Raw genomic sequence first — 19,746 nt, 5'->3', positions numbered from 1 at the left:
GAGCACAACCTTGCCAAGGTTGGGGTCGCGGGTTCGAGCCCCGTTGTCCGCTCCAAACGTAACAGCCCGACTACTACGGTAGCCGGGCTTTTTCGTACCCGTCGCCTGGGCTCGAACCCGCGAGGGAGCGATCGTTTTGGGGCGTGGCTGTGGCGTTGTTTGTCGCGAATGTCCGCTTTGGGCGTATCATCGTGGGCATCTCGCATAACCTCGTTGCAAGGGAGATACGCCCCATGGCTACAGAAAAGTCTTCTTCGCGCTCATGGATGTCCGATGCCGCGATCTATCAGATCTACCCGCGCTCGTTTAAGGATTCGACTGGTTCGGGTCTGGGCGATATCGCGGGCATTACCCAGCAGATGGACTATCTTGAGCGACTGGGTATCGAGGCCATCTGGCTGAGCCCGTTTTACCCTTCGCCTCTTGTCGATGGCGGCTATGATGTGGCGGACTACTGCGATGTCGACCCACGTCTCGACTCGCTTGACGACTTCGATGACATGATCGCTGCGGCTCACGCGCGCGGCATCAAGGTCATCGTCGACATCGTGCCCAACCATTCATCCAACCAGCACCCCTGGTTCAAAGCCGCTCTTGCCGCCGGCCCCGGATCGCCCGAACGCGCCCGTTATATCTTCCGCGATGGTCGCGGCGAGCATGGCGAGCTGCCTCCCACCAATTGGAATGCCAACTTTGGCGGCCCCGCATGGACGCGTGTTGCGGACGGTCAGTGGTATCTGCACATGTTTACGCCCGAGCAGCCGGACTTTGACTGGTCATGCCCTGAGGTTCACGCGCTCTTTTGCGACGTCCTGGCGTTTTGGAGCGATCGAGGCGTCGACGGCTTTCGCATTGATGTGGCGCAGGGTCTCGCCAAGGATCTCGACCGCGATGACCTCGACCGGTGGCATCTCGCCGAGGGCGATGACATGGTTGACGACGGCACCCATCCGCTGTGGGACCGCAATGAGGTCCACGAGATCTATCGCGAGTGGCGCCGCGTGTTCGACCGCTATAATCCGCCGCGCAGTGCCGTTGCCGAGGCGTGGGTGCTGCCCGAGCGCCAGTATCTCTACGCGCGTCCCAGCGAGCTTGGCCAGACATTCAACTTTGAGTTTGCCAAGGCCACTTGGACCTATGATGACATGCACACTGCAATCGAGAAGGGCTTGAAGGCAGCCGTCGAATCCGATTCCGCCTCGACCTGGGTACTCTCCAACCACGACGTGCCGCGCGTGGCGACACGCTATGCCCTGCCGCAAATCAAGGCGACGCGCTACCACCAGATTGCGCTCGACTGGCTCTTGCGCGACGGGTCGTCTTATGACGAGGACCGTGAACTCGGCGAGCGCCGCGCGCGGGCGGCCCTTTTGCTTGAGCTGGCGCTTCCGGGCTCGGCATACGTGTATCAGGGTGAGGAGCTCGGCCTTTTTGAGGTGGCTGATATCCCGTGGGCTGCACTCGAAGACCCTACTGCGACCAATACGCACGGACCGAAGCGTGAGAAGGGGCGCGACGGCTGTCGTGTGCCCCTGCCGTGGGTGGCGGCGGACGATCCCGCGCATGGCGGATCGTTTGGGTTTTCGCCGGCAGACGCCGATGCGGCGCCCCATCTGCCGCAGCCTGCATGGTTTTCCGATTATGCTGCCGATAGGGAAGAAGTGGACCCGACATCGATGCTTGCGCTCTATCGTGACGCCCTCTGGCTGCGGCGCAAGCTGCGCGGGTGCGCCAACGATCTTGCGTGGCTCGATCTTGACGGGCGCACCGGTCTTGCGGATGGTGCCGAGGGCGCTGAGGGCGGCGTCATCGCCTATCGCCGCGATAACGGCTGGGCGTGTGTGACGAACTTCGGTGCAGCACCCGTGGAGCTGCCGGCGGGCAGGGTCCTGCTCACCTCATCACCGCTTGCAGACGGCAGGCTCGCGCAGGACAGCTCTGCCTGGATCATGCTCGGTGAGATGTAGGGGCATCTCGCTGCGAGCCTGCGTTTGTTCGCGCCTTTCGTGACGACTGATGCCCTCGCGAGAGCGTCGCAAAACTTTTCAAAAAAAGTTCTTGCATAGGATGCGGGCATCACGTAAGATTAATCCTCGTAAGCGGACATGGCTCAGTTGGTAGAGCACAACCTTGCCAAGGTTGGGGTCGCGGGTTCGAGCCCCGTTGTCCGCTCCATTTGGGCGTTTAGCTCAGGGGGAGAGCGCTTCCCTGACACGGAAGAGGTCAGAAGTTCAAATCTTCTAACGCCCACCAAATGTTCGCAGCTCAGAGGCTATGTCCTCTGAGCTGTTTTGTTTTGCTACCAAGCACGCCGTCAAATATGCCAGCAAATATTGATCCAAGGTCCCCGTAGAGGTGCCGGCAGGTTGCATACGTCCTGGCCGACCGTGACCGCAACATGTTGGTCAAGCATAATCTTTTGGATTCTTTTGGCGTGAGCGGCTTGGTTTTGGTAGGATTTGTCAGCGGCTTGACTAAGGGGGTTTTATAACTGCCATGCAGGTAGCCGTGTTGGTAACGTTTTACCGACTTGCCAAGAACCCCTCATAATTAATGCGTCTGCAAAATGACTAATTGCTTTGACCTGCTGAAACACTATATGTTGTGTTTGACCTAAAAAAAGAATACAGGATATAGATGCCTCTTTGTCGTATGATAGATGGCGGACAGAGAACGAGGACCTTATTCGCCCCATTTGGATGGATCTTCGAGCCCCTTGATTGGCTGCGAGGATTGTCCGCATGAGGGCCTATGGTTTTCGAAAACACAGATTGCGCGACGGCGCCGCAAGACAGGGGCAAGCCCTGCCGGGTATCGTTTGGCTCTGAAGCGCAATACGATTTCGACGCGAAAGAGGCAAGAGGATGAAGATCATCAAGCGCAGCGGCACCGAGGTTGTCTTTGACATCGATAAGATTGTCAATGCCATCCGCGCCGCAAACTTGGAGGTCGAGGAGAGCTCTCGTCTTACCGACCGCCAGGTGGTTTACGCGGCACAAAACGTCGCCGAGGCATGCGAGAACGCGGGCCACACCGTGTCGGTCGAGGAGATTCAGGATCTGGTCGAGGACGAGATTATGCGTCTCGACTGCTACGAGGTTGCCCGCCACTACATCATCTATCGCTATGTTCAGAGCCTGAAGCGCCAGAAGAACACGACCGACGACAAGATTCTGTCGCTGATTGAGTGCAACAACGAAGAGGTCAAGCAGGAGAACTCCAACAAGAACCCGACCGTCAATTCCGTTCAGCGTGACTACATGGCCGGCGAGATCTCCAAGGACCTGACCCAGCGCGTGCTGCTGCCCCAGGAGATTGTGGATGCTCACAATGAGGGCCTGATTCACTTCCATGATTCGGACTACTTTGCCCAGCACATGCATAACTGCGACCTGGTGAACCTGGAGGATATGCTCCAGAACGGTACTGTTATCTCGGGCACGCTGATCGAGAAGCCGCACAGCTTCTCGACTGCCTGCAACATCGCGACGCAGATTATCGCCCAGGTTGCTTCCTCCCAGTACGGCGGCCAGTCTATCTCGCTGACCCATCTTGCCCCCTTTGTTGAGGTGAGCCGTCAGAAGATTCGCGGCGAGGTTGCCCGCGAGCTCGATGAGCTTGGCGTCTCTGCGTCTGCCGAGAAGGTTCGCGAAGTCGTTGAGGACCGTCTGCGCGATGAGATTCGTCGCGGCGTCCAGACGATTCAGTATCAGGTCGTGACCCTTATGACCACGAATGGCCAGGCGCCGTTCGTGACGGTCTTTATGTATCTTAACGAGGCCCGTACGCCCCAGGAGAAGCACGACCTTGCCATGATCGTGGAGGAGACGCTTCGCCAGCGCTACGAGGGCGTTAAGAACGAGGCCGGCGTTTGGATTACCCCGGCATTCCCCAAGCTTATCTATGTACTCGAGGACGATAACGTTCACGAGGATTCCCCGTACTTCTACCTGACCCAGCTGGCTGCCAAGTGCACCGCCAAGCGCATGGTGCCCGATTACATCTCCGAGAAGAAGATGCGCGAGCTCAAGCTGTCGAAGGGCGAGACCGCCGGCAACGGCGACTGCTACACCTGCATGGGTTGCCGCAGCTTCCTGACGCCCGACCGTTCGGGCAACGGCTTTAACAATGTTGCCAACGCGCTGAACTACGACCCGAACAAGCCCAAGTACTATGGTCGCTTTAACCAGGGCGTTGTGACCATCAACCTGCCTGATGTCGCACTGAGCTCGCACCAGGATATGGACAAGTTCTGGAAGATCTTCGACGAGCGCCTTGAGCTGTGCCACCGCGCCCTGCTGTGCCGTCATGAGCGTCTGATGGGTACGCTTTCGGATGCCGCACCGATTCTTTGGCAGTACGGTGCCCTCGCCCGCCTGAAGAAGGGCGAGACGATCGACAAGTTGCTCGTGGGCGGTTACTCCACCATTAGTCTGGGTTATGCCGGCCTGTATGAGTGCGTTAAGTACATGACGGGCCACAGCCACACCGAGAAGGAGGGCACGCCCTTTGCCATGGCCGTCATGCAGCGCATGAACGACAAGTGCGCGGAGTGGAAGGCCGAAAGCGATATTGACTTCTCGCTGTACGGTACCCCGCTTGAGTCGACGACCTACAAGTTCGCCAAGTGCCTGCAGCGTCGTTTTGGCATCATCCCGGGCGTGACGGACAAGGGCTACATCACCAACAGCTACCACGTCCACGTGTCCGAGGAGATCGACGCATTCGACAAGCTCAAGTTCGAGGGTATGTTCCAGCAGCTTTCGCCGGGCGGTGCCATCTCCTACGTCGAGGTTCCCAACATGCAGGACAACCTCAAGGCTGTCATTCGCGTGATGCAGTACATCTACGACAACATCATGTACGCCGAGCTCAACACCAAGAGCGACTACTGCCAGGTGTGCGGCTACGACGGTGAGATCAAGATTGTCGAGGATGACGGCAAGCTGGTGTGGGAGTGCCCCAATTGCGGCAATCGTGACCAGGAGAAGATGAATGTCGCTCGTCGTACGTGCGGCTACATCGGTACCCAGTTCTGGAACCAGGGCCGAACCGAGGAGATCCGCGACCGCGTGCTGCATCTCTAATAACCATCCCAGGCCGCCCCGTAGCGAGGCCCCGGGCCTTTACTCGCTATTTCGGACAGTCCTGGCTCACGACGGAGGCGCCACTGGCGCCTCCTGTTCGTGCGGAACTCATATCGAGCAAAGGCCCGGGGCCTCGCTACGGGGCAGCCAAGTTGATGTAGCTGAGATGCAGCATGCGGCCTGCTCACTCCTCGAAGTTCTTAGCGGAAATGAGTTGACTTGCAACAACGCTTTGCTTGCGATGGCGGTTGAGCTGCAACAAAGTTTTTATTGGACCTCGAACCCTATACTCGATGTTCGCTTCGTTCATTGAGTTACCCTTTGCATGAGGCCGGGACATATCGTCCCGCCCGCAGTTTCGCAGGCCGAAGGCCGAGAATGTTTGAGGACGGGATGATATGTCCCGGCCTCCCGGGAGAGTTACCTATGAACTACGCGAACATTAAGTATTTCGACATTGCTGATGGGGAAGGCGTTCGTACTTCTCTGTTTGTGAGCGGGTGCCGTCGCGGGTGCAAGAATTGCTTTAACTCCGTCGCGTGGGACTTTGCCGCGGGTGAAACGTTCGATCGTGCCGTCGAGGACAAGATTATCGAGAGCCTCGACCATCCCTTTATCGATGGCCTGACGATTCTGGGCGGCGAGCCTATGGAGCCCGAGAATCAGGTGGGGCTTGTTGACTTTATCGAACGCGTGCGTGCGGCCTATCCCGCGGGATCGGGCAAGACCATTTGGTGCTTTACCGGCGACGTGCTCGAGGAGCTTATGCCGGGCGGTCGCCATCATACCGAGGTGACGAACCGTATCCTGGCCTGCCTCGACATGTTGGTGGACGGCCCGTTCGTTCAGGATTTGTACGATATCTCGTTGCGCTTTAGGGGCTCGAGCAATCAGCGCGTGATTGATATGAACGCCACGCGCGCCCGTGCTGTGCGCGAGGGCGTTGCGCTTTGCGACGCTGTGGAGCTTTGGCGGGACGATCCGGTCTATTCGACCCATACTATGTAGCTTGTGGCCGATGCCAAAGGGCGTGGTACCATAGCGCGAACGCAAAATCGGAAAAGTGAGGCCCAGATGGTCGATCAGGAAAAAGTCGAGGCCGCCATTAAGCTGTTGCTTGAGGGCATAGGCGAGGACCCAACTCGTGAGGGCCTGCTGGAGACCCCGGCGCGCGTTGCCCGTATGTATGGTGAGATCGCCGGTGGTATGGACCAGAGTGCCGAGGAGCACCTGTCCAAAACCTTTGCCGTCGCTTCGAACGATTTGGTTATCGAGCGCGACATCACGTTTTACTCGCTGTGCGAGCATCATCTGCTGCCGTTTTACGGCAAGGCTGCCATTGGCTATATCCCCAACGGCCGTGTCGCAGGGCTTTCCAAGCTCGCCCGCACGGTTGAGGTTTATGCCCGCCGTCTACAGCTGCAGGAGCAGCTGTGTGCGCAGGTTGCCGACGCTCTCATGGATTATCTCGCTCCCCAGGGAGCGATTGTGCTCATGGAAGCCGAGCATATGTGTATGACCATGCGCGGCGTGCAAAAGCCTGGCACCAAGACCGTGACGCTCGCTCGCCGCGGCGTCTTTGAGACCGATCCCGCGCTCGAGGAGCGTTTCTTTAGGATGCTGGGACGCTAACTATGAGAGTCGTCAACGACTTTGCATCGAAGACCGATGAGGGGACGTCGCGTCGCGGCTTTATGGCTTCGGGCTTGGCCCCCTTTGGTGCCATGCCTCGCATTGATTACATTTGTGCCAACGGGCTGTTCCGGCGGCATCTGGGCAACATTGCGCAGTTGGAATCGGGGCGCATCTTCTGCCGCCACGGTATTGACCATCTGCTCGATGTCTCTCGCATTATGTGGATCAAGAATCTCGAGGAGCAGCTCGAATTTGACCGCGAGGTCATCTACGCCACGGCACTTCTTCACGATATCGGCAAAGATGAACAGTATGAATCGGGTATATCCCATGATGTTGCAAGCGAACGCGTCGCTGATGCGATTCTCGGCGGCATGCCCGATGACGTGGCGTTTGAGCCGGCCGATGCCGCAGCCATTAAGACGGCCATTCTGGGCCATCGAAAGCTGCGCGTGAACAGCCAACCGCTTGAGCGTCTGCTCTATGCAGCCGACAAAGCGTCGCGCGCCTGCTTTGCATGCCCCGCGCGCAATGCTTGCAACTGGAGCGATGATAAAAAGAACCTGTCGATTCGCGTGTAGTTAGTTTGCGCGGTCGGGGTTCTAAACGAAGGAGACGATCGCGATGAGCAACAAGAAACTGCCCGAGAATGCAACCAAGACTGAAGGCGCCGAGCTCGCCCGCCGTGGAAGGGGCGAAATATCCACCGCAACGGCGGTGCCCCACGTGAGCTATGACGACCTTCGCCATGCCGACCGCATCACCGTTGAAGGTCTTGAGGTTTTTGCTAACCATGGCGTGTATCCCGAAGAGAACGCGCTGGGCCAGAAGTTCATCGTGTCCTTGGTACTCTATGCCGACCTGCGTGCAGCGGGGGAGCACGATAACCTGGACGCCTCGATTGACTATGGCTCGGTGTGCCACGATGTCGATGGCTATCTGCGCGAGCATACGTTTAAGCTCATCGAGGCTGCAGCTGAGGGTGTGGCCTCGATGCTGCTGCGTCGTTACCCCTTGCTGCTTGGCGTGCGCGTTAAGCTCGATAAGCCTTGGGCGCCCGTCGGTCTTCCCCTGGCAAGCTGCGGTGTCGAGATCGAGCGCGTGCGCTAACCGGTTCTAATATGTCTCTATGGGTGGCTGCTTGAGCCGCTGGGACAGTGCTCTATTGTTGGGGCAGTACGTGTCGAGCAGGGCGTGAAACCGCTGATTGTGGCTTGGCTCGAGCAAGTGGACGAGCTCGTGGGCGACAACCATGTCAAGGCACTCGACGGGGTAGGCGGCAAGTTCTCGTGCGATGCGAATGGCGCCGGTTTTGGGCGTGCATGATCCCCAGCGCGTTTTCATGCTGCGCACGGAAACGCGGGAAACGGCGACACCCATTGCGATTTCGTATGCGTGCACCATATCCCGCAGCGCCGATGTGACTTCGGACGTATAGAGCTGGTCAATATGGGCTTGGATCTCACTGGGCGTTAAGCCGTCGAGGGGCGCGTTCCACTTGGCCTGCGGACGTTCGTCTGGCTCGTCGGTACCCATAAAGCTTGCGAACGTGGCTTGTTTGGGCCGCGGTGCGGGTGACTTAAAGTTGTGATCGAGCGCATCTTGTACCGTGATGGGCTTGCCCCAAAGTGCAATGATGGACGAGGGGCTGAGCGGCTCTCGCGCCGTCGCCTGACGTTGCTCGCGCTGGGCAAGCCGGCTGATAATCCAGGCGCTGTTGCGCTTCACAAACGCTTCGATACGCTCGCGGCTGGCGCCGAGCGGTGCGCTGGCGTGGACCTCACCGCTCGATGTGACGCGCAGGTTGAAGTTTTTGACGCGCTTTTTGGTAACGACGACGGGGATGGGAGTCCCATCCGGTTGGGGTAGGAAAAGCGTAAATTGCTGCGTCAAAAGTGGTCCTTCAGATTGGGGACGGGCCGGCATGTCGACCGTTCGGCATGCCGGCCCGCTCAGGGGATGTGAAATTAATAACGCTCAAAGAAGGCAAGGGCATTATCGCTGCAGAGCTTCTGCATCACGGTCTTGCCAAAGTGCTTGGAGAGCATGTTCTGGAACTCGGGCATCTTGCTGGCATCGGAGAGGAAGGCGGGCACCGTGGCACCGTCCCAGTCGCCGCCGAGCGCGATGACGTCCTCGCCGCCCAGGTCGAGCCAGTGCTCGATATGTGCCGCCAGCTGGTCGAAGGTGACGTCTGCGGCTGTCTTGTCGGTTGCGTCGTTGGAAAGGAACTCGCTGCAGTAGTTGAGGCCGACGATGCCACCCATATCGCGAATGGTGCGGAACTGGTCGTCGGTAAGGTTGCGTTTGGCGCCGCAAACCGCACGGGAGTTGGAGTGGCTGGCGACGAAGGGGCGCGTGGCGTGGGCGACAACCTCGTCAAAGCACTCGTCGTTGAGGTGGGAGACGTCGAGTACCATGCCGGCATGCTCCATCTGCGTAAGTGCCTCGATGCCGGCGGCGGTGAGGCCGGCGTGGGTGTCGTGGCCGCTCGCGAGCGGTCCCTGCGCGTTCCAGCTGAGTGATGACATGAGTACGCCCAGGCTCTTGAGCACCTCGATCAGCGCGGGGTCCTCGGCAAAGAACGTGGCGTTTTCGATGGTGTGGATGCAGGCGACCTTGCCGTCTTTGAGCGCAGGGCGAATGTCTGCCGCGCTGCGCACGTTGACCATGCGGTCGTGGTTGAGCATTGCCTGGCCGCTCATGTGCGCCATGATCTGCGCCTGGAAGCGCGCGGCGTGGGCGGTGGGAATCTCATCGGGGACAAACGTGGCGAAGCACTGTGCCCACGGCGTGTTGCCGATCTTTGCGAGCGAGATGGCGCAGGCGTTGCCCTCGATGAGGTCGAAATCTTGCGGATGCGTTTCGTCGCCGGGGAAATAACCGTCGGTGCCGGCGGTAAAGCGCAGGTCGAGATCGAGCGTGGCCCAGCCGATGCGGTCGGCGGTGTCGCAGTGTAGGTCAAATACGGGATATGCCATGGTTCCTCCGGTTGCAGCGTTTCTTTGCAAACTGTCTTTGAATTGTATGACTAGGGTATAGTTAGCGCCATATGTTCACGGCGGCCCGCGTTGTGCGCCGCCCTTATCACGGAGGTTACCATGTCCAACCAGGGCAAGAAGGTCAAGACTCATTATCGCGGCACGCTCGACGACGGCACGCAGTTCGATAGTTCCTACGATCGCGGCGAGCCGCTGGAGTTCACCTGCGGCGCCGGCCAGATGATCAAGGGCTTCGACGCCGCCGTGGTCGACATGCAGGTGGGCGAGAAGAAGACCGTGCACATCCCGGCTGCCGATGCCTACGGCGAGCACAATCCCGAGATGGTTTTGACCTTCCCGGCCGAGCAGGTTCCCAACATCGAGCAGATCGAGAAAGGCATGAAGCTCTTCCTGTCCACGCCGAGCGGCATGCCCGTCCCCGCCGTGGTCATCGACGTAACGCCCGAGGCCGTGACGCTCGACGCCAACCACGAGCTGGCCGGCAAGGACCTCAACTTTGATATCGAGCTCGTTGAGGTCGAGGACTAGGCTATGCCTGTGAATCTGGTTTCGACAGCGTGTCTCGGAAATCTCAACGACCCGTCCTATGAGCTTTTGCTTCGCCGGGAGCTGGGCGGTGTCTTTGAGGTCGATGAGCTACTACTCGATTGGGACCAGGCCGATGCCCGCACATTTGTGGGCGTGACGGAGCTGGGGCGTACGGTCGATATTCGGCTGGGCGCTGCCGATGGCGATCGCCTTGCCGACGGCGATGTGCTTGTCATCGACCGCTCGGACACGGTGCCCGTGGCGGTTGTCGTGCGCCTACGCAGTGCCGAAGTCTATCTGGTTGAAGTCGACCGCATGGACCCGATTGCGCTTGCGCATGTATGCTGGGAGATCGGCAATATGCATGCGCCGCTGTTTCGAGGCGATTCGGACGAGCATACCGTGCGCATGTATACGCCGCTGCAGCCGGTTTTGGGCCGCATGCTCCGGGGCGTCGAGGGCGTTCGGCTCTCGACGGTTACCCGTGAACTCGATTCGGACCGGCGCTTTGCGTCGAGTGCGGCGGATGTCGTTGTGAGTATGGCTCCCGACTTTACGATCGTAAAGAAGGCGCGCGGTTAACGTGCGTATGAGTAAGACGGACTTTGAGAGACAACTATTCAAAGTCCGTCTTTCTGTTGATGAGATGCTGTGGGGGAAAGCATATGGGTCTTGAGGGAATCAAGCTGATTGCATGCGATTTGGACGGCACGTTGCTGCATCCGGGGGAGCGCGAGCCGCGTTCCGAGGCTTTTAAGCTCATCGACGAGCTGCATCGTCGCGGCATCGTGTTTATGCCGGCGAGCGGTCGTCAATATGCGAGCTTGCGCTACCTGTTTGCCCCGGTGGCCGATGAGCTCGCCTATGTATGCGAAAACGGTGCCCTGGTCATGAGCGAGGGTCGCGCCGTCGTCAAGCGCTCCATGGAGCGTAGTCTTGCTATGGATATCGCGAATGCCGTGGTTGCGTATCCCCATGCCGACGTGACCCTTTCGTGTGAGGGACACCTCTACACCATGAGCGGCAACGATGTGTTCGTCGATCATTTGCGCTATGAGGTCCACTGCGATGTGGCGGTGGTCGACCGCCCCGAGGACATCGACGAGGACGTCATTAAGATCGCCTTCCAGACGCCCGAGGTGGATCAGCCGGCGGCCCTGGAGTATTTCGAGCGCCTCTTTAGCGACCGTGTTGACGTGATGACGTCGGGAACCGAATGGACGGACTTTATCGGTTTCGGTTCGGGCAAGGGCTCCGCGCTTGCCGATTACGGTCGTGCCCTGGGTATTTCGCCCGATGAGATGATGGCGTTTGGCGATAACGAAAACGACCGCGACATGCTCAACGTAGTGGGCCATCCTTATCTAATGGAGAGCTGCAATCCCTCTATGCGTGGCATCAACGACCACGTCCGTTACGTGCGCACAGTCGAAGAAGAACTGCGCCGTCTGCTCGCCGAGTAGGTTTTCGCGACATGCCTAGAAATGTACTGTTTGCTGTAGCGGATGGGCAAGTAGATTTGCGGGCACGCCTCAAAGACTACCGGCAGTCGGGGCAGAGACCCTCGAAGATGGTGTAGTGCGACGTGACGTGCCAGCCGATTTGCTCGGACGCCTTGGCGTCGAGCTGGGCATCGAAGGGGAGCGGTACGTCGATGACGCGGCTGCATGAGGTGCAGATGATATGCGCATGCGGCTCGATCGTGCGATCGAAGCGGCTGCCGCCCGGCGTCTTGATGGAGAGAATCTCGCCGGCATCTGCCAAGAGATTGAGGTTGCGGTAGACCGTGCCGCGGCTGATCTTGTCATCCTGTTCGCGCACGGCGTTGTAGATTTCGTCGGCGGTGGGATGGTTATAGCTTTGGCGCACGGCGTCAAGAACCAGCTTTCGCTGCTTGGTATTCCTTCTTTGCACCGCCATGCGCCTCGCCTCTTTTCTATCAACGGTCGTAGGTAAATGATACCGTATTTAGCACACAATACTAATAACGAGGCGTAAAACCGTCTTCATTGGTAAGTGGGGCTCGGGCCTGGGCGTCTACGAGGCGAAAACGCGTTCCCATGCGCTCGTAGGAGGCATGAAGCGCCTCGAGATGAGATAGGATATTTGCCGGAGCTCCCTGTATCTCCATCTCGACTGAGCCGTCTTCCATGTTACGCACCCAGCCGGTGAGCGCGCGTGCCTGCGCGAGGTTGGTGTTGGTAAAGCGAAAGCCAACGCCCTGGACTTGCCCCGCCCAGCGCAGGAAATAGCGCAGGGGAGTGTCTTGAGTGGCCCCGTCGCTTGCGAGCACAGTAAGCCTGCGGCGCAGCTCGAGCTCGACGTTTGATGGTTTTTGAGGCTCTCGACTGCCGCCGGTGACGCTGGAGAAGAACGTATCGAAGAGGCCCATAGCTATGCCTGCTTGCCTGCGTCGGCCGGGAAGGTTATGCCGGCCTGCTGGCGCACGGCATCCATGATGCGCAGTGAGACGAGTGTGACATCGCGGTAGTGGCCAAGCTCGTGGCGTCCCGCCGGGGTCTCCCAAATCTCTTCCTTAACGTTATCGATGCCGCCGATGGCGGTGATAAAGTCTGTGAGTTCGTATTCCATAGTGTTGCTCGATTTGGGCAGGTCGAGCACGCGGCCGTTGTCGTCCTGTTCGCGCGGTGCCTCGGTCGCCGAGCCGCGTACGACATCGCCGCGATAGTCGATGCGGACGTTGCGGGGCGTGGACAGATGGTCGATCTGGATAGTGCCACGCTCGCCTTCGATCTGCGAGGGCAGCAGGTCATTCGTAATTTTGGAGTGCGCGAGCTCGACGGAGATGCGGCCTCCGCCATAGCTGGCGAGGATGGAACCGCAGCCGTCGATGGGGCCGTGCGTGAGCTGTCGCGTGGTGGGGTCGAGCAGAGTAGTCATGCTCGTAAGGCCGGAGGGCATGCCGAAAATCTCGACCATGGGCTCGACGGCGTAGACGCCAATGTCCATGAGGGAACCCGATGCCATATTGCAGTCGAAGATATTGGTGGCGCGTCCCGCGAGAATCTCGTTGTAGCGCGAGGAATACTTGCCAAAGCGCAATGAGGCGCGGCGGATGGGCGCAATTTCGCCCAGAGCGTCCTCAATGGCGTGGAAGGCGGGATCGTGGAGGGGACGCATGGCCTCGAGGGCCACGACACCTGCTGCCTCGGCAGCGCGGAAGACTTCCAGCGCCTGCGCTTCGGTGGCGCAGAAGGGCTTCTCGACGATGACGTGCTTGCCACCGGCGATGCAGGCAAGGGCCTGCTCGTAGTGAAGTGCGTTAGGGCTGCCGATATAGACGGCGTCGACGTCGGCGGCTACCGCAAGCTCATCGAGTGACGTAAAGTTTCGCTCACCACCGCGCTCGGCGGTAAAGGCAGTACCGCGATTGGCGTCGCGTGAAAGCGTGCCCACAAACGCGGCTTGGTCGTTGGCGTTGACGACTTGGATAAAGTCGTCGGTGATCATGGATGTGCCGATGGTCGCGATGCGCAGCATACGTCCCCCTTGCGTTGTTTGGTCTACAGGATGAGTGTAGCGCGTGGGGATATAAAGCTGCGCGAAAACGCTATTACAGGTCGCTCTCGTTAAAGCCGGTGTCGATATCGAGGTTACTGCCGTCGGCCGCCGTGGTGGCGAGCTCATCGCAGCGCTCGTTGAGCTCGTGGCCGGCGTGACCCTTAACCCAGATGAACTCAACCTTGTGCTTGCTTTTGGCGGTGAGTAGGCGCTCCCACAGGTCGCGGTTCTTGACGGGCTGCTTGTTGGCGGTTTTCCATCCGCGCTTTTTCCAGCCGTCGATCCAGTGTTTATTGAAAGCGTTGACGACGTACTGCGAATCGGAATGGACCTCGACCTCGCAGGGGCGGTTAAGTGCCTCGAGCGCCACGATGACCGCCATGAGCTCCATGCGGTTGTTGGTGGTCTTGGTGTAGCCGCGCGAAAGCTCGGAGGTGAAGGTCTTGCCGGCGGGGTTGGTGTATTTGAGCACGGCGCCGTAGCCGCCGCGTCCCGGATTTGATCGGGCCGAGCCGTCGGTATAGATGATGACCTTCACATGGTTCCTTTCGTTGGGTACGTTTCGTGTGAGTGACCATTGTAGCGCCGCGTTCGTCGAGGGCTAGCAATCTACGATTTCTACCCCGTCTTCCGACAGTTAGTTGGCATGGATGATGCGGTTGAGCTCGTCGAGGTATTGCTGCAAGAGGGGAGAGGGCTTGCGCTCGTCGTGCATGATATAGCCTACGTGCATCGTTGGGGCGTCTGCTAACGGGATCGATGCCATACCCCATTGCATTTCATTGGAGAGGACACCGGTCGACAGGGTGTAGCCGTTCGACGTGATAAGTAAGTTAGTAAGTGTTCCGCGGTCCGAGATTCGTATGTTGCGGTCGCAAGGGATATAGCTAAAAGGTTCCTCGGCGTAATAGAAGGAGTTTGAGGTTCCCTGCTCAAAGCTGTAGCGCGTATATGGTGTGAGGTCGGCAAGGGACAGCTGAGGGCGGCGTGCGAGCGGGTGACGTTCGCTGACGAACACGTGGACTTTTGCATCAAAGAGGGGATGAAAGCTCGCCCGGGCATCGGTAAAGGCCTTCTGCAAGACACGGGTATTAAAGTCATCCAGATAGAGGATGCCGATGTCACTGCGAAACGCGCGCACGTCGTCGATGATCTGCGCTGTGGTGGTCTCGCGCATGATGAACTCGAACTTGCTGTCGCGGCAGCGCTCGACGACGTTGACAAAGGCCTCGACCGAAAACGCGTAGTGTTGGGCCGAGATGGCAAGGCGGGCTTGCGGGATGCCGCCGTCTTCGTAGCGGGCCTCGAGCATGTCGGCCTGCTCAACGACCTGGCGCGCATAGCCCAAAAGCTCGGTGCCGTCGTTGGTGAGCGTGACGCCGCGGCTGGAGCGCGTAAAGATTTCCAGATGGAGCTCCTGTTCCAGGCTTTTGACGGCGTTTGAGATGTTGGACTGAGCGGTATAGAGGCGCTGGGCCGCGGCGTTGATTGAGCCGGACTCTGCCACGGCGATCAAAAAGCGAAGCTGCTGGAGGGTCATCGGCGCCTGTCCCTTCGATAGCTATCTATAAAACAGATAACAGGTTAGCGCTTTTAAGTGATTGACCGAGGGAAACAATGCTCGTACTATTCAAAACACACAAAGGCGGTAGGTAATTAAGCCAACCACGGAACCGGGATGCGAAAGGAGGCCCGCATATGAACTGCTTGCCAAGACGAATGCCGGGCTCCTGTTTGCGCCCGTTGGCGTGATCAGGAGACAGCGACTTATTTCTCTTACTCTTATTACTTTTGTTCGATCAAGGAGATCATCATGAGCCAGTTTATCAACAACCCCGAGCACACCTTTGGTTTCGATACCCTGCAGCTGCACGTTGGCCAGGAGAGCGCCGATCCTGCATCCGACTCCCGCGCCGTGCCTATCTACCAGACCACGAGCTATGTGTTCCGCAACTCCCAGCACGCCGCCGACCGCTTTGGTCTTGCCGACGCCGGTAACATCTACGGCCGTCTGACCAACTCCACCCAGGGCGTCTTCGAGGGCCGTATCGCCGCCCTCGAGGGTGGCGTGGCAGGTCTTGCCGTCGCCTCCGGTGCTGCTGCCATCACCTATACCCTGCAGGCTCTTGCCCAGGCCGGTGACCACGTGGTGGCTCAGAAGACCATCTACGGTGGCTCCTACAACCTGCTGGAGCATACGCTCTCCCAGTTTGGCGTCGAGACCACGTTTGTCGATGCCCATAACCTTGAAGAGGTTGAGGGTGCCATCAGGGACAACACCACGGTCATCTATCTCGAGACACTCGGCAACCCCAACTCCGACATCCCCAACATCGACGCCATCTCCGAGATCGCCAAGAAGCACGGTCTGCCGGTTGTCGTCGATAACACCTTCGGCACCCCGTATCTGTTCCGTCCGCTGGAGCATGGTGCCAACATCGTCGTCCACTCCGCAACCAAGTTCATCGGCGGCCACGGCACCTCGCTGGGCGGTGTGATCGTCGACGGCGGTAACTTCGATTGGAAGGCGAGCGGAAAGTACGCCCAGATCGCTGAGCCCAACCCCTCCTACCACGGTGTTTCGTTTGCCGAGGCTGCCGGTCCCGCCGCCTTCGCAACCTATGTCCGCGCTATCCTGCTGCGTGACGAGGGCGCCTGCATCAGCCCGTTCAACGCCTGGGTCCTGCTCCAGGGCACCGAGACCCTGTCGCTGCGCGTTGACCGTCATGTCGAGAACACCAAGAAGGTCGTTGAGTTCCTGGCTGGTGACAGCCACGTCGCCAAGGTGAACCACCCGAGCCTGCCTGAGCACCCCGATCACGAGCTCTATCAGAAGTACTTCTCCAACGGCGGTGCCTCGATCTTTACCTTTGAGATTAAGGGTGGCCAGGAGGCAGCTTGGAAGTTCATCGATCATCTGCAGGTGTTCTCGCTGCTCGCCAACGTGGCCGACGTCAAGTCGCTCGTCGTGCACCCGGCTACCACCACGCACTCCCAGCTCTCTGCCGAGGAGCTCGCCGAGCAGAACATCACGCCCTCCACGATCCGTCTTTCCATCGGTACCGAGAACGCCGAGGATATCATTTGGGATCTGAAGCAGGCCTTCGCCGCGCTGGACGAGTAAGGCGACTTGTGCAAGGACCCCTTGCGACTCGATAGGTATAACTGCATAAAATGCCTGCTCAAGGCGCCTGTGCGAACAATGGTTGCACAGGCGCCTTTTTTGCATAGAGTGGGTGCAAAAACAGGGTTTTTGACACGCTTTATGCATTTGAGTTGTGGAAAACTCCTGTTGAGAGGATGTGAGTTTTACGCAATTGACGTGCGCCTTTTGAGTAAAACCGCAGGTCGCGATTTGCTCGGGGTACTATGCAGCGCGATCGAATCACACGCAGCTCAAACGCAGCAAAAACGCACTACGGAGGTTTCCAGCTACATGAGGATCGATTCACGAAAACCGAAAGCCGCCGCCCTTTCCGCCGCTCTGACCGTGGCACTTTTAGCGGGCGCCGGTGCAACTGATGCCCACGCCGCAACACTGTCCGATACGGTTGGATCTACGCCGTCCGAGACGACGCTGGTACAGCCCGTTGACTATCGCGGCGATGGTTATGGTTCCATGCAGGAGTGGAACGCCTCGATGGAGGCCAAGCGCGATTCCCTGGAGATGCGCGCTCAGATCATCATGAACATGTACGGTGACTATGCCACCGATGACGAGCGCGCTGTGCTGCAGGGTTGCATCGACGGCGCGGGTAGCCTGTTGACGATGGGGGAGGTCGACGCCAAGTCGACCGAGCTCGATGAGCTGCGCACTGCGCTTGAGGATGCCAAGCGCGAAGCGCTCGAGGCTGCCGCCGAGGCGGAGGCTGCCGAGGCCGTCCAAGCTTCGTACTACAACGCCGGTTACACTCCGTCCTACGCGTCTGCCGCGTCCTACGCGAACGGATCGGGCCTGACGCGCTCTGCGGGTGTCAATAACTACAACGGGCGCCGCGAGACCTATTACAGCAGCAATGTGCTTTATCACTATCGCACGGGCGAATGGACTCAGGATTCTGAGGGCTTCTGGCGCGATTCCGACGGCTATTACGTTGTTGCCGCGGGCGATATGGCCCAGGGCTCGACCTTTACGGGCTCCAAGGGTGATTGCAAGGTCTATGACTCCGGCTGCGCTGCCGGAACCACCGACTACTACACCGGTTGGTAATTTTTCTGCATCACGGATATTTGGCGGACGGGCGTCTTTACCGAGCTTTAGGGCAACGTAAGGACGTCCGTTCTATGTATGCGTTTGAGTTAACAGAGCCCTTACCGTGGCGGTACGCCGGGCGTATGGATGCGGGGCACACTGGTTCTTGAGAAATAAGGTCTTTCTCTTGGAGGAAGTGGTCTTGTGAATGCTCGAGATATTGCCGTTGCCGCCGTCGCGTTGATGCTTGGTTGCCTTGGTCCTACGGCCGCGCTCGTCGCGGGTATGCAGGGGTCTTGTGGGGCTGCCTCTATCGTGGTTGGCGTGTTGATCGCGGCCGCGCTGCTGGGAAGTGCGGGTGTAGCCCTTTGTCGCGACGATGAGGGCCAGGCGTCGGAGTCGCAACACTAGCTGTTGTGAGATTGGCCGCCGGTCATAGACGAAGATGAAGGCCGCCGCAGGGGAAAGGTCCCCTTGCGGCGGTTTTGCTGTTAAGACTGTTGAATGCGGCGCGTTGGCGCTACCAGCTTTTCTCGATATCGCGGATGCGTCGATAGAGCCACTCGTTTTGCGGTGCCTGGATATGGTGTTTGGCTGCGAGGCGGCAGATGGTGCCCGCGAACTCATCAACCTCGGTTTTGCGCCTTGCGATGCGGTCTTGAGCCATCGAGGGCATACCAGCGGGGTCGATTCCCTCGATGATGTGCACCATTTGCGTCAGGTCTGCCTCGGTCAGCTCAATGCCCTCGGCGTTGGCGACCGCAAGCGTCTCGCGCATGGCGGAGACAAAACAGCGGCGCTGCTCGGAGCCCGGCTCCGTGGCGCTTCCGTAGGTCCCGCCGTAGGCCATGCAGGTCTGGTTGATGCCGTCGTTGAGCATGAGTTTGGCCCACATGCGGTGGGCGATGTCGTCCTCGACGGTATGGGCGATGCCGCAGCGCGTATAGAGCTCGTCGATGGCGGTAACGGTTGCGGGCTTGGTGCCCGCTGCCGCGCCAAAGCGAATCTCGCCCGCATTGGTAAAGGTGAGCGCGCCGTTGAGGAACACGGCGTCCATGCCCTGGCAGATACCAAGAACGGTATGCTCCCAGCCAAAACGTTCGGCAATCTTTTGCTCGCTCGTAATGCCGTTGCACAGCGAGGCGATGAGCGTGTTGGGTCCCACGACACGCTCCATAGTCTTGAGTGCTTGGTCGAGACCGGTGGTCTTGACCGTCAGGATGACCAGATCGGCGGGCGTCGCCTCGCTGGCACGGACGGACGTGAGATCGCAGGGCTTGCCGTTGACGGTGAGCGCGTCGTTCGCATGACGCTCAAAACGGGCATCATCCATGACGTATTCGACGGCGTCGTTGCCGAGGGCCTTGGCAATCATGCTGCCGTAGAGCAGGCCGACGCCGCCCTTGCCGATAAAAGCGACCTTGTTGATCTGCATGTGAATCATCTCCCCATGTAAAAGGCGCCCGCGTAAGGGGCGCCTGATGGATTGTATGCTGCCAGGGTGATTGGTGGGTGCGCGGGGCGGCTGTTATAAAAAAGAAACTATTGCGCTGTGCGCTTATGCCGCGGGGCAGACCGCAAAGACGCGGGCGGGGTATCCGACGCCATCGCGGACCTTGGGGAAGGTGCAGAAGATGACGGCACCCGTGGCGGGAGGCTCGTCCAGATGGTCCATGACCTCGATCTGATAGCGGTCGACCGAGAGGATGTATTGCTCGCCGGGGTAGGGGTAGGCGTCCTCGCGCGTGGTCATGCCCGGCTCCTTTCATCGGGCTTTTTG

Annotated in this window: 21 protein-coding genes and 2 tRNA genes; 14 read left to right on the top strand and 9 right to left on the bottom strand. The window is 59.2% G+C overall.

The annotated features are described in order from the left end of the window. Nucleotides 1–233: 233 nt before the first annotated feature. From JMJ97_RS08170 to folB, 8 genes are all read left to right on the top strand, one after another. The gene (locus JMJ97_RS08170; RefSeq protein WP_260699855.1) at nucleotides 234–1,967 is read left to right on the top strand and encodes a glycoside hydrolase family 13 protein; all 1,734 of its coding nucleotides are present in this window, start codon (nucleotides 234–236) and stop codon (nucleotides 1,965–1,967) included. A 132-nt stretch (nucleotides 1,968–2,099) separates the two neighbouring features. Further along, nucleotides 2,100–2,175: transfer RNA gene (locus JMJ97_RS08165), tRNA-Gly, on the top strand. A 3-nt stretch (nucleotides 2,176–2,178) separates the two neighbouring features. Further along, nucleotides 2,179–2,253 (top strand) — tRNA-Val (locus tag JMJ97_RS08160). Between the two features lie 611 nt (nucleotides 2,254–2,864). Further along, nucleotides 2,865–5,087, top strand: a complete 2,223-nt coding sequence (gene nrdD, locus JMJ97_RS08155; RefSeq protein WP_238022783.1) for an anaerobic ribonucleoside-triphosphate reductase — start codon at nucleotides 2,865–2,867, stop codon at nucleotides 5,085–5,087. A 426-nt stretch (nucleotides 5,088–5,513) separates the two neighbouring features. Further along, nucleotides 5,514–6,095 carry an anaerobic ribonucleoside-triphosphate reductase activating protein gene (gene nrdG, locus JMJ97_RS08150; protein WP_260699853.1) on the top strand — a complete coding sequence of 194 codons (582 nt, stop codon included), beginning with the start codon at nucleotides 5,514–5,516 and terminating at the stop codon, nucleotides 6,093–6,095. 66 nt (nucleotides 6,096–6,161) lie between these two features. After that, nucleotides 6,162–6,719, top strand: coding sequence for a GTP cyclohydrolase I FolE (gene folE / locus JMJ97_RS08145; protein WP_022094399.1), 558 nt, complete (start codon nucleotides 6,162–6,164; stop codon nucleotides 6,717–6,719). A gap of 2 nt (nucleotides 6,720–6,721) precedes the next feature. After that, nucleotides 6,722–7,303 carry an HD domain-containing protein gene (locus tag JMJ97_RS08140; RefSeq protein WP_022094400.1) on the top strand — a complete coding sequence of 194 codons (582 nt, stop codon included), beginning with the start codon at nucleotides 6,722–6,724 and terminating at the stop codon, nucleotides 7,301–7,303. Between the two features lie 43 nt (nucleotides 7,304–7,346). Then, nucleotides 7,347–7,832, top strand: a complete 486-nt coding sequence (gene folB / locus JMJ97_RS08135) for a dihydroneopterin aldolase (RefSeq protein WP_138112053.1) — start codon at nucleotides 7,347–7,349, stop codon at nucleotides 7,830–7,832. A gap of 6 nt (nucleotides 7,833–7,838) precedes the next feature. Here folB and JMJ97_RS08130 read toward each other — a convergent pair whose 3' ends face one another. Together JMJ97_RS08130 and JMJ97_RS08125 are read right to left on the bottom strand one after the other, a co-directional pair. Beyond that, nucleotides 7,839–8,615: a M48 family metallopeptidase gene (locus tag JMJ97_RS08130; RefSeq protein ID WP_195521736.1), complete on the bottom strand. Its 777-nt coding sequence runs from the start codon at nucleotides 8,613–8,615 to the stop codon at nucleotides 7,839–7,841. Between the two features lie 74 nt (nucleotides 8,616–8,689). Further along, the gene (locus JMJ97_RS08125; RefSeq protein ID WP_138339826.1) at nucleotides 8,690–9,703 is read right to left on the bottom strand and encodes a dipeptidase; all 1,014 of its coding nucleotides are present in this window, start codon (nucleotides 9,701–9,703) and stop codon (nucleotides 8,690–8,692) included. Nucleotides 9,704–9,823: 120 nt separating this feature from the next. On the opposite strand from JMJ97_RS08125, the gene JMJ97_RS08120 reads away from it, so the two are divergent. The 3 genes from JMJ97_RS08120 to JMJ97_RS08110 all read left to right on the top strand — a co-directional run bounded on the left by JMJ97_RS08120 (nucleotide 9,824) and on the right by JMJ97_RS08110 (nucleotide 11,715). Then, nucleotides 9,824–10,252, top strand: a complete 429-nt coding sequence (locus JMJ97_RS08120; RefSeq protein ID WP_117817160.1) for an FKBP-type peptidyl-prolyl cis-trans isomerase — start codon at nucleotides 9,824–9,826, stop codon at nucleotides 10,250–10,252. A 3-nt stretch (nucleotides 10,253–10,255) separates the two neighbouring features. Further along, the gene (locus JMJ97_RS08115; protein ID WP_260699847.1) at nucleotides 10,256–10,834 is read left to right on the top strand and encodes an urease accessory protein UreE; all 579 of its coding nucleotides are present in this window, start codon (nucleotides 10,256–10,258) and stop codon (nucleotides 10,832–10,834) included. Nucleotides 10,835–10,917: 83 nt separating this feature from the next. After that, nucleotides 10,918–11,715, top strand: a complete 798-nt coding sequence (locus tag JMJ97_RS08110) for an HAD-IIB family hydrolase (RefSeq protein ID WP_260699846.1) — start codon at nucleotides 10,918–10,920, stop codon at nucleotides 11,713–11,715. A 76-nt stretch (nucleotides 11,716–11,791) separates the two neighbouring features. On the opposite strand, the gene JMJ97_RS08105 is transcribed toward JMJ97_RS08110, so the two are convergent. The 5 genes from JMJ97_RS08105 to JMJ97_RS08085 form a co-directional block, all read right to left on the bottom strand. Continuing rightward, complete coding sequence (locus JMJ97_RS08105; protein ID WP_192934621.1) at nucleotides 11,792–12,172, bottom strand: Fur family transcriptional regulator; 381 nt, start codon at nucleotides 12,170–12,172, stop codon at nucleotides 11,792–11,794. 61 nt (nucleotides 12,173–12,233) lie between these two features. Then, a complete protein-coding gene (locus tag JMJ97_RS08100) occupies nucleotides 12,234–12,644 on the bottom strand; it encodes an acylphosphatase (protein WP_260699845.1) in 411 nt (136 codons plus the stop codon). Between the two features lie 2 nt (nucleotides 12,645–12,646). Beyond that, nucleotides 12,647–13,753, bottom strand: a complete 1,107-nt coding sequence (locus JMJ97_RS08095) for a Gfo/Idh/MocA family protein (RefSeq protein WP_260699844.1) — start codon at nucleotides 13,751–13,753, stop codon at nucleotides 12,647–12,649. 73 nt (nucleotides 13,754–13,826) lie between these two features. Next, a complete protein-coding gene (gene rnhA / locus JMJ97_RS08090; protein WP_260699843.1) occupies nucleotides 13,827–14,312 on the bottom strand; it encodes a ribonuclease HI in 486 nt (161 codons plus the stop codon). Between the two features lie 99 nt (nucleotides 14,313–14,411). After that, a complete protein-coding gene (locus tag JMJ97_RS08085; protein ID WP_260699842.1) occupies nucleotides 14,412–15,314 on the bottom strand; it encodes a LysR family transcriptional regulator in 903 nt (300 codons plus the stop codon). A 273-nt stretch (nucleotides 15,315–15,587) separates the two neighbouring features. Between JMJ97_RS08085 and JMJ97_RS08080 the strand changes: the two genes are divergently transcribed. From JMJ97_RS08080 to JMJ97_RS08070, 3 genes are all read left to right on the top strand, one after another. Beyond that, nucleotides 15,588–16,898, top strand: coding sequence for an O-acetylhomoserine aminocarboxypropyltransferase/cysteine synthase family protein (locus JMJ97_RS08080; protein ID WP_260699841.1), 1,311 nt, complete (start codon nucleotides 15,588–15,590; stop codon nucleotides 16,896–16,898). A gap of 312 nt (nucleotides 16,899–17,210) precedes the next feature. Beyond that, nucleotides 17,211–17,984, top strand: a complete 774-nt coding sequence (locus JMJ97_RS08075) for a hypothetical protein (RefSeq protein WP_195363524.1) — start codon at nucleotides 17,211–17,213, stop codon at nucleotides 17,982–17,984. Nucleotides 17,985–18,170: 186 nt separating this feature from the next. After that, a complete protein-coding gene (locus JMJ97_RS08070) occupies nucleotides 18,171–18,377 on the top strand; it encodes a hypothetical protein (RefSeq protein WP_260699840.1) in 207 nt (68 codons plus the stop codon). Nucleotides 18,378–18,486: 109 nt separating this feature from the next. Here the strand turns inward: JMJ97_RS08070 and JMJ97_RS08065 are convergent, their stop codons facing one another. Together JMJ97_RS08065 and JMJ97_RS08060 are read right to left on the bottom strand one after the other, a co-directional pair. Continuing rightward, the gene (locus JMJ97_RS08065) at nucleotides 18,487–19,401 is read right to left on the bottom strand and encodes a ketopantoate reductase family protein (protein ID WP_260699839.1); all 915 of its coding nucleotides are present in this window, start codon (nucleotides 19,399–19,401) and stop codon (nucleotides 18,487–18,489) included. A 123-nt stretch (nucleotides 19,402–19,524) separates the two neighbouring features. Beyond that, nucleotides 19,525–19,719: a cyclase family protein gene (locus JMJ97_RS08060; protein WP_055309748.1), complete on the bottom strand. Its 195-nt coding sequence runs from the start codon at nucleotides 19,717–19,719 to the stop codon at nucleotides 19,525–19,527. Nucleotides 19,720–19,746: the final 27 nt, after the last annotated feature.

The sequence above is a fragment of the Collinsella aerofaciens genome, from assembly GCF_025289055.1.
Classification (GTDB): Bacteria; Actinomycetota; Coriobacteriia; order Coriobacteriales; family Coriobacteriaceae; genus Collinsella.
This window is presented reverse-complemented; position numbering and strand designations above follow the sequence as displayed.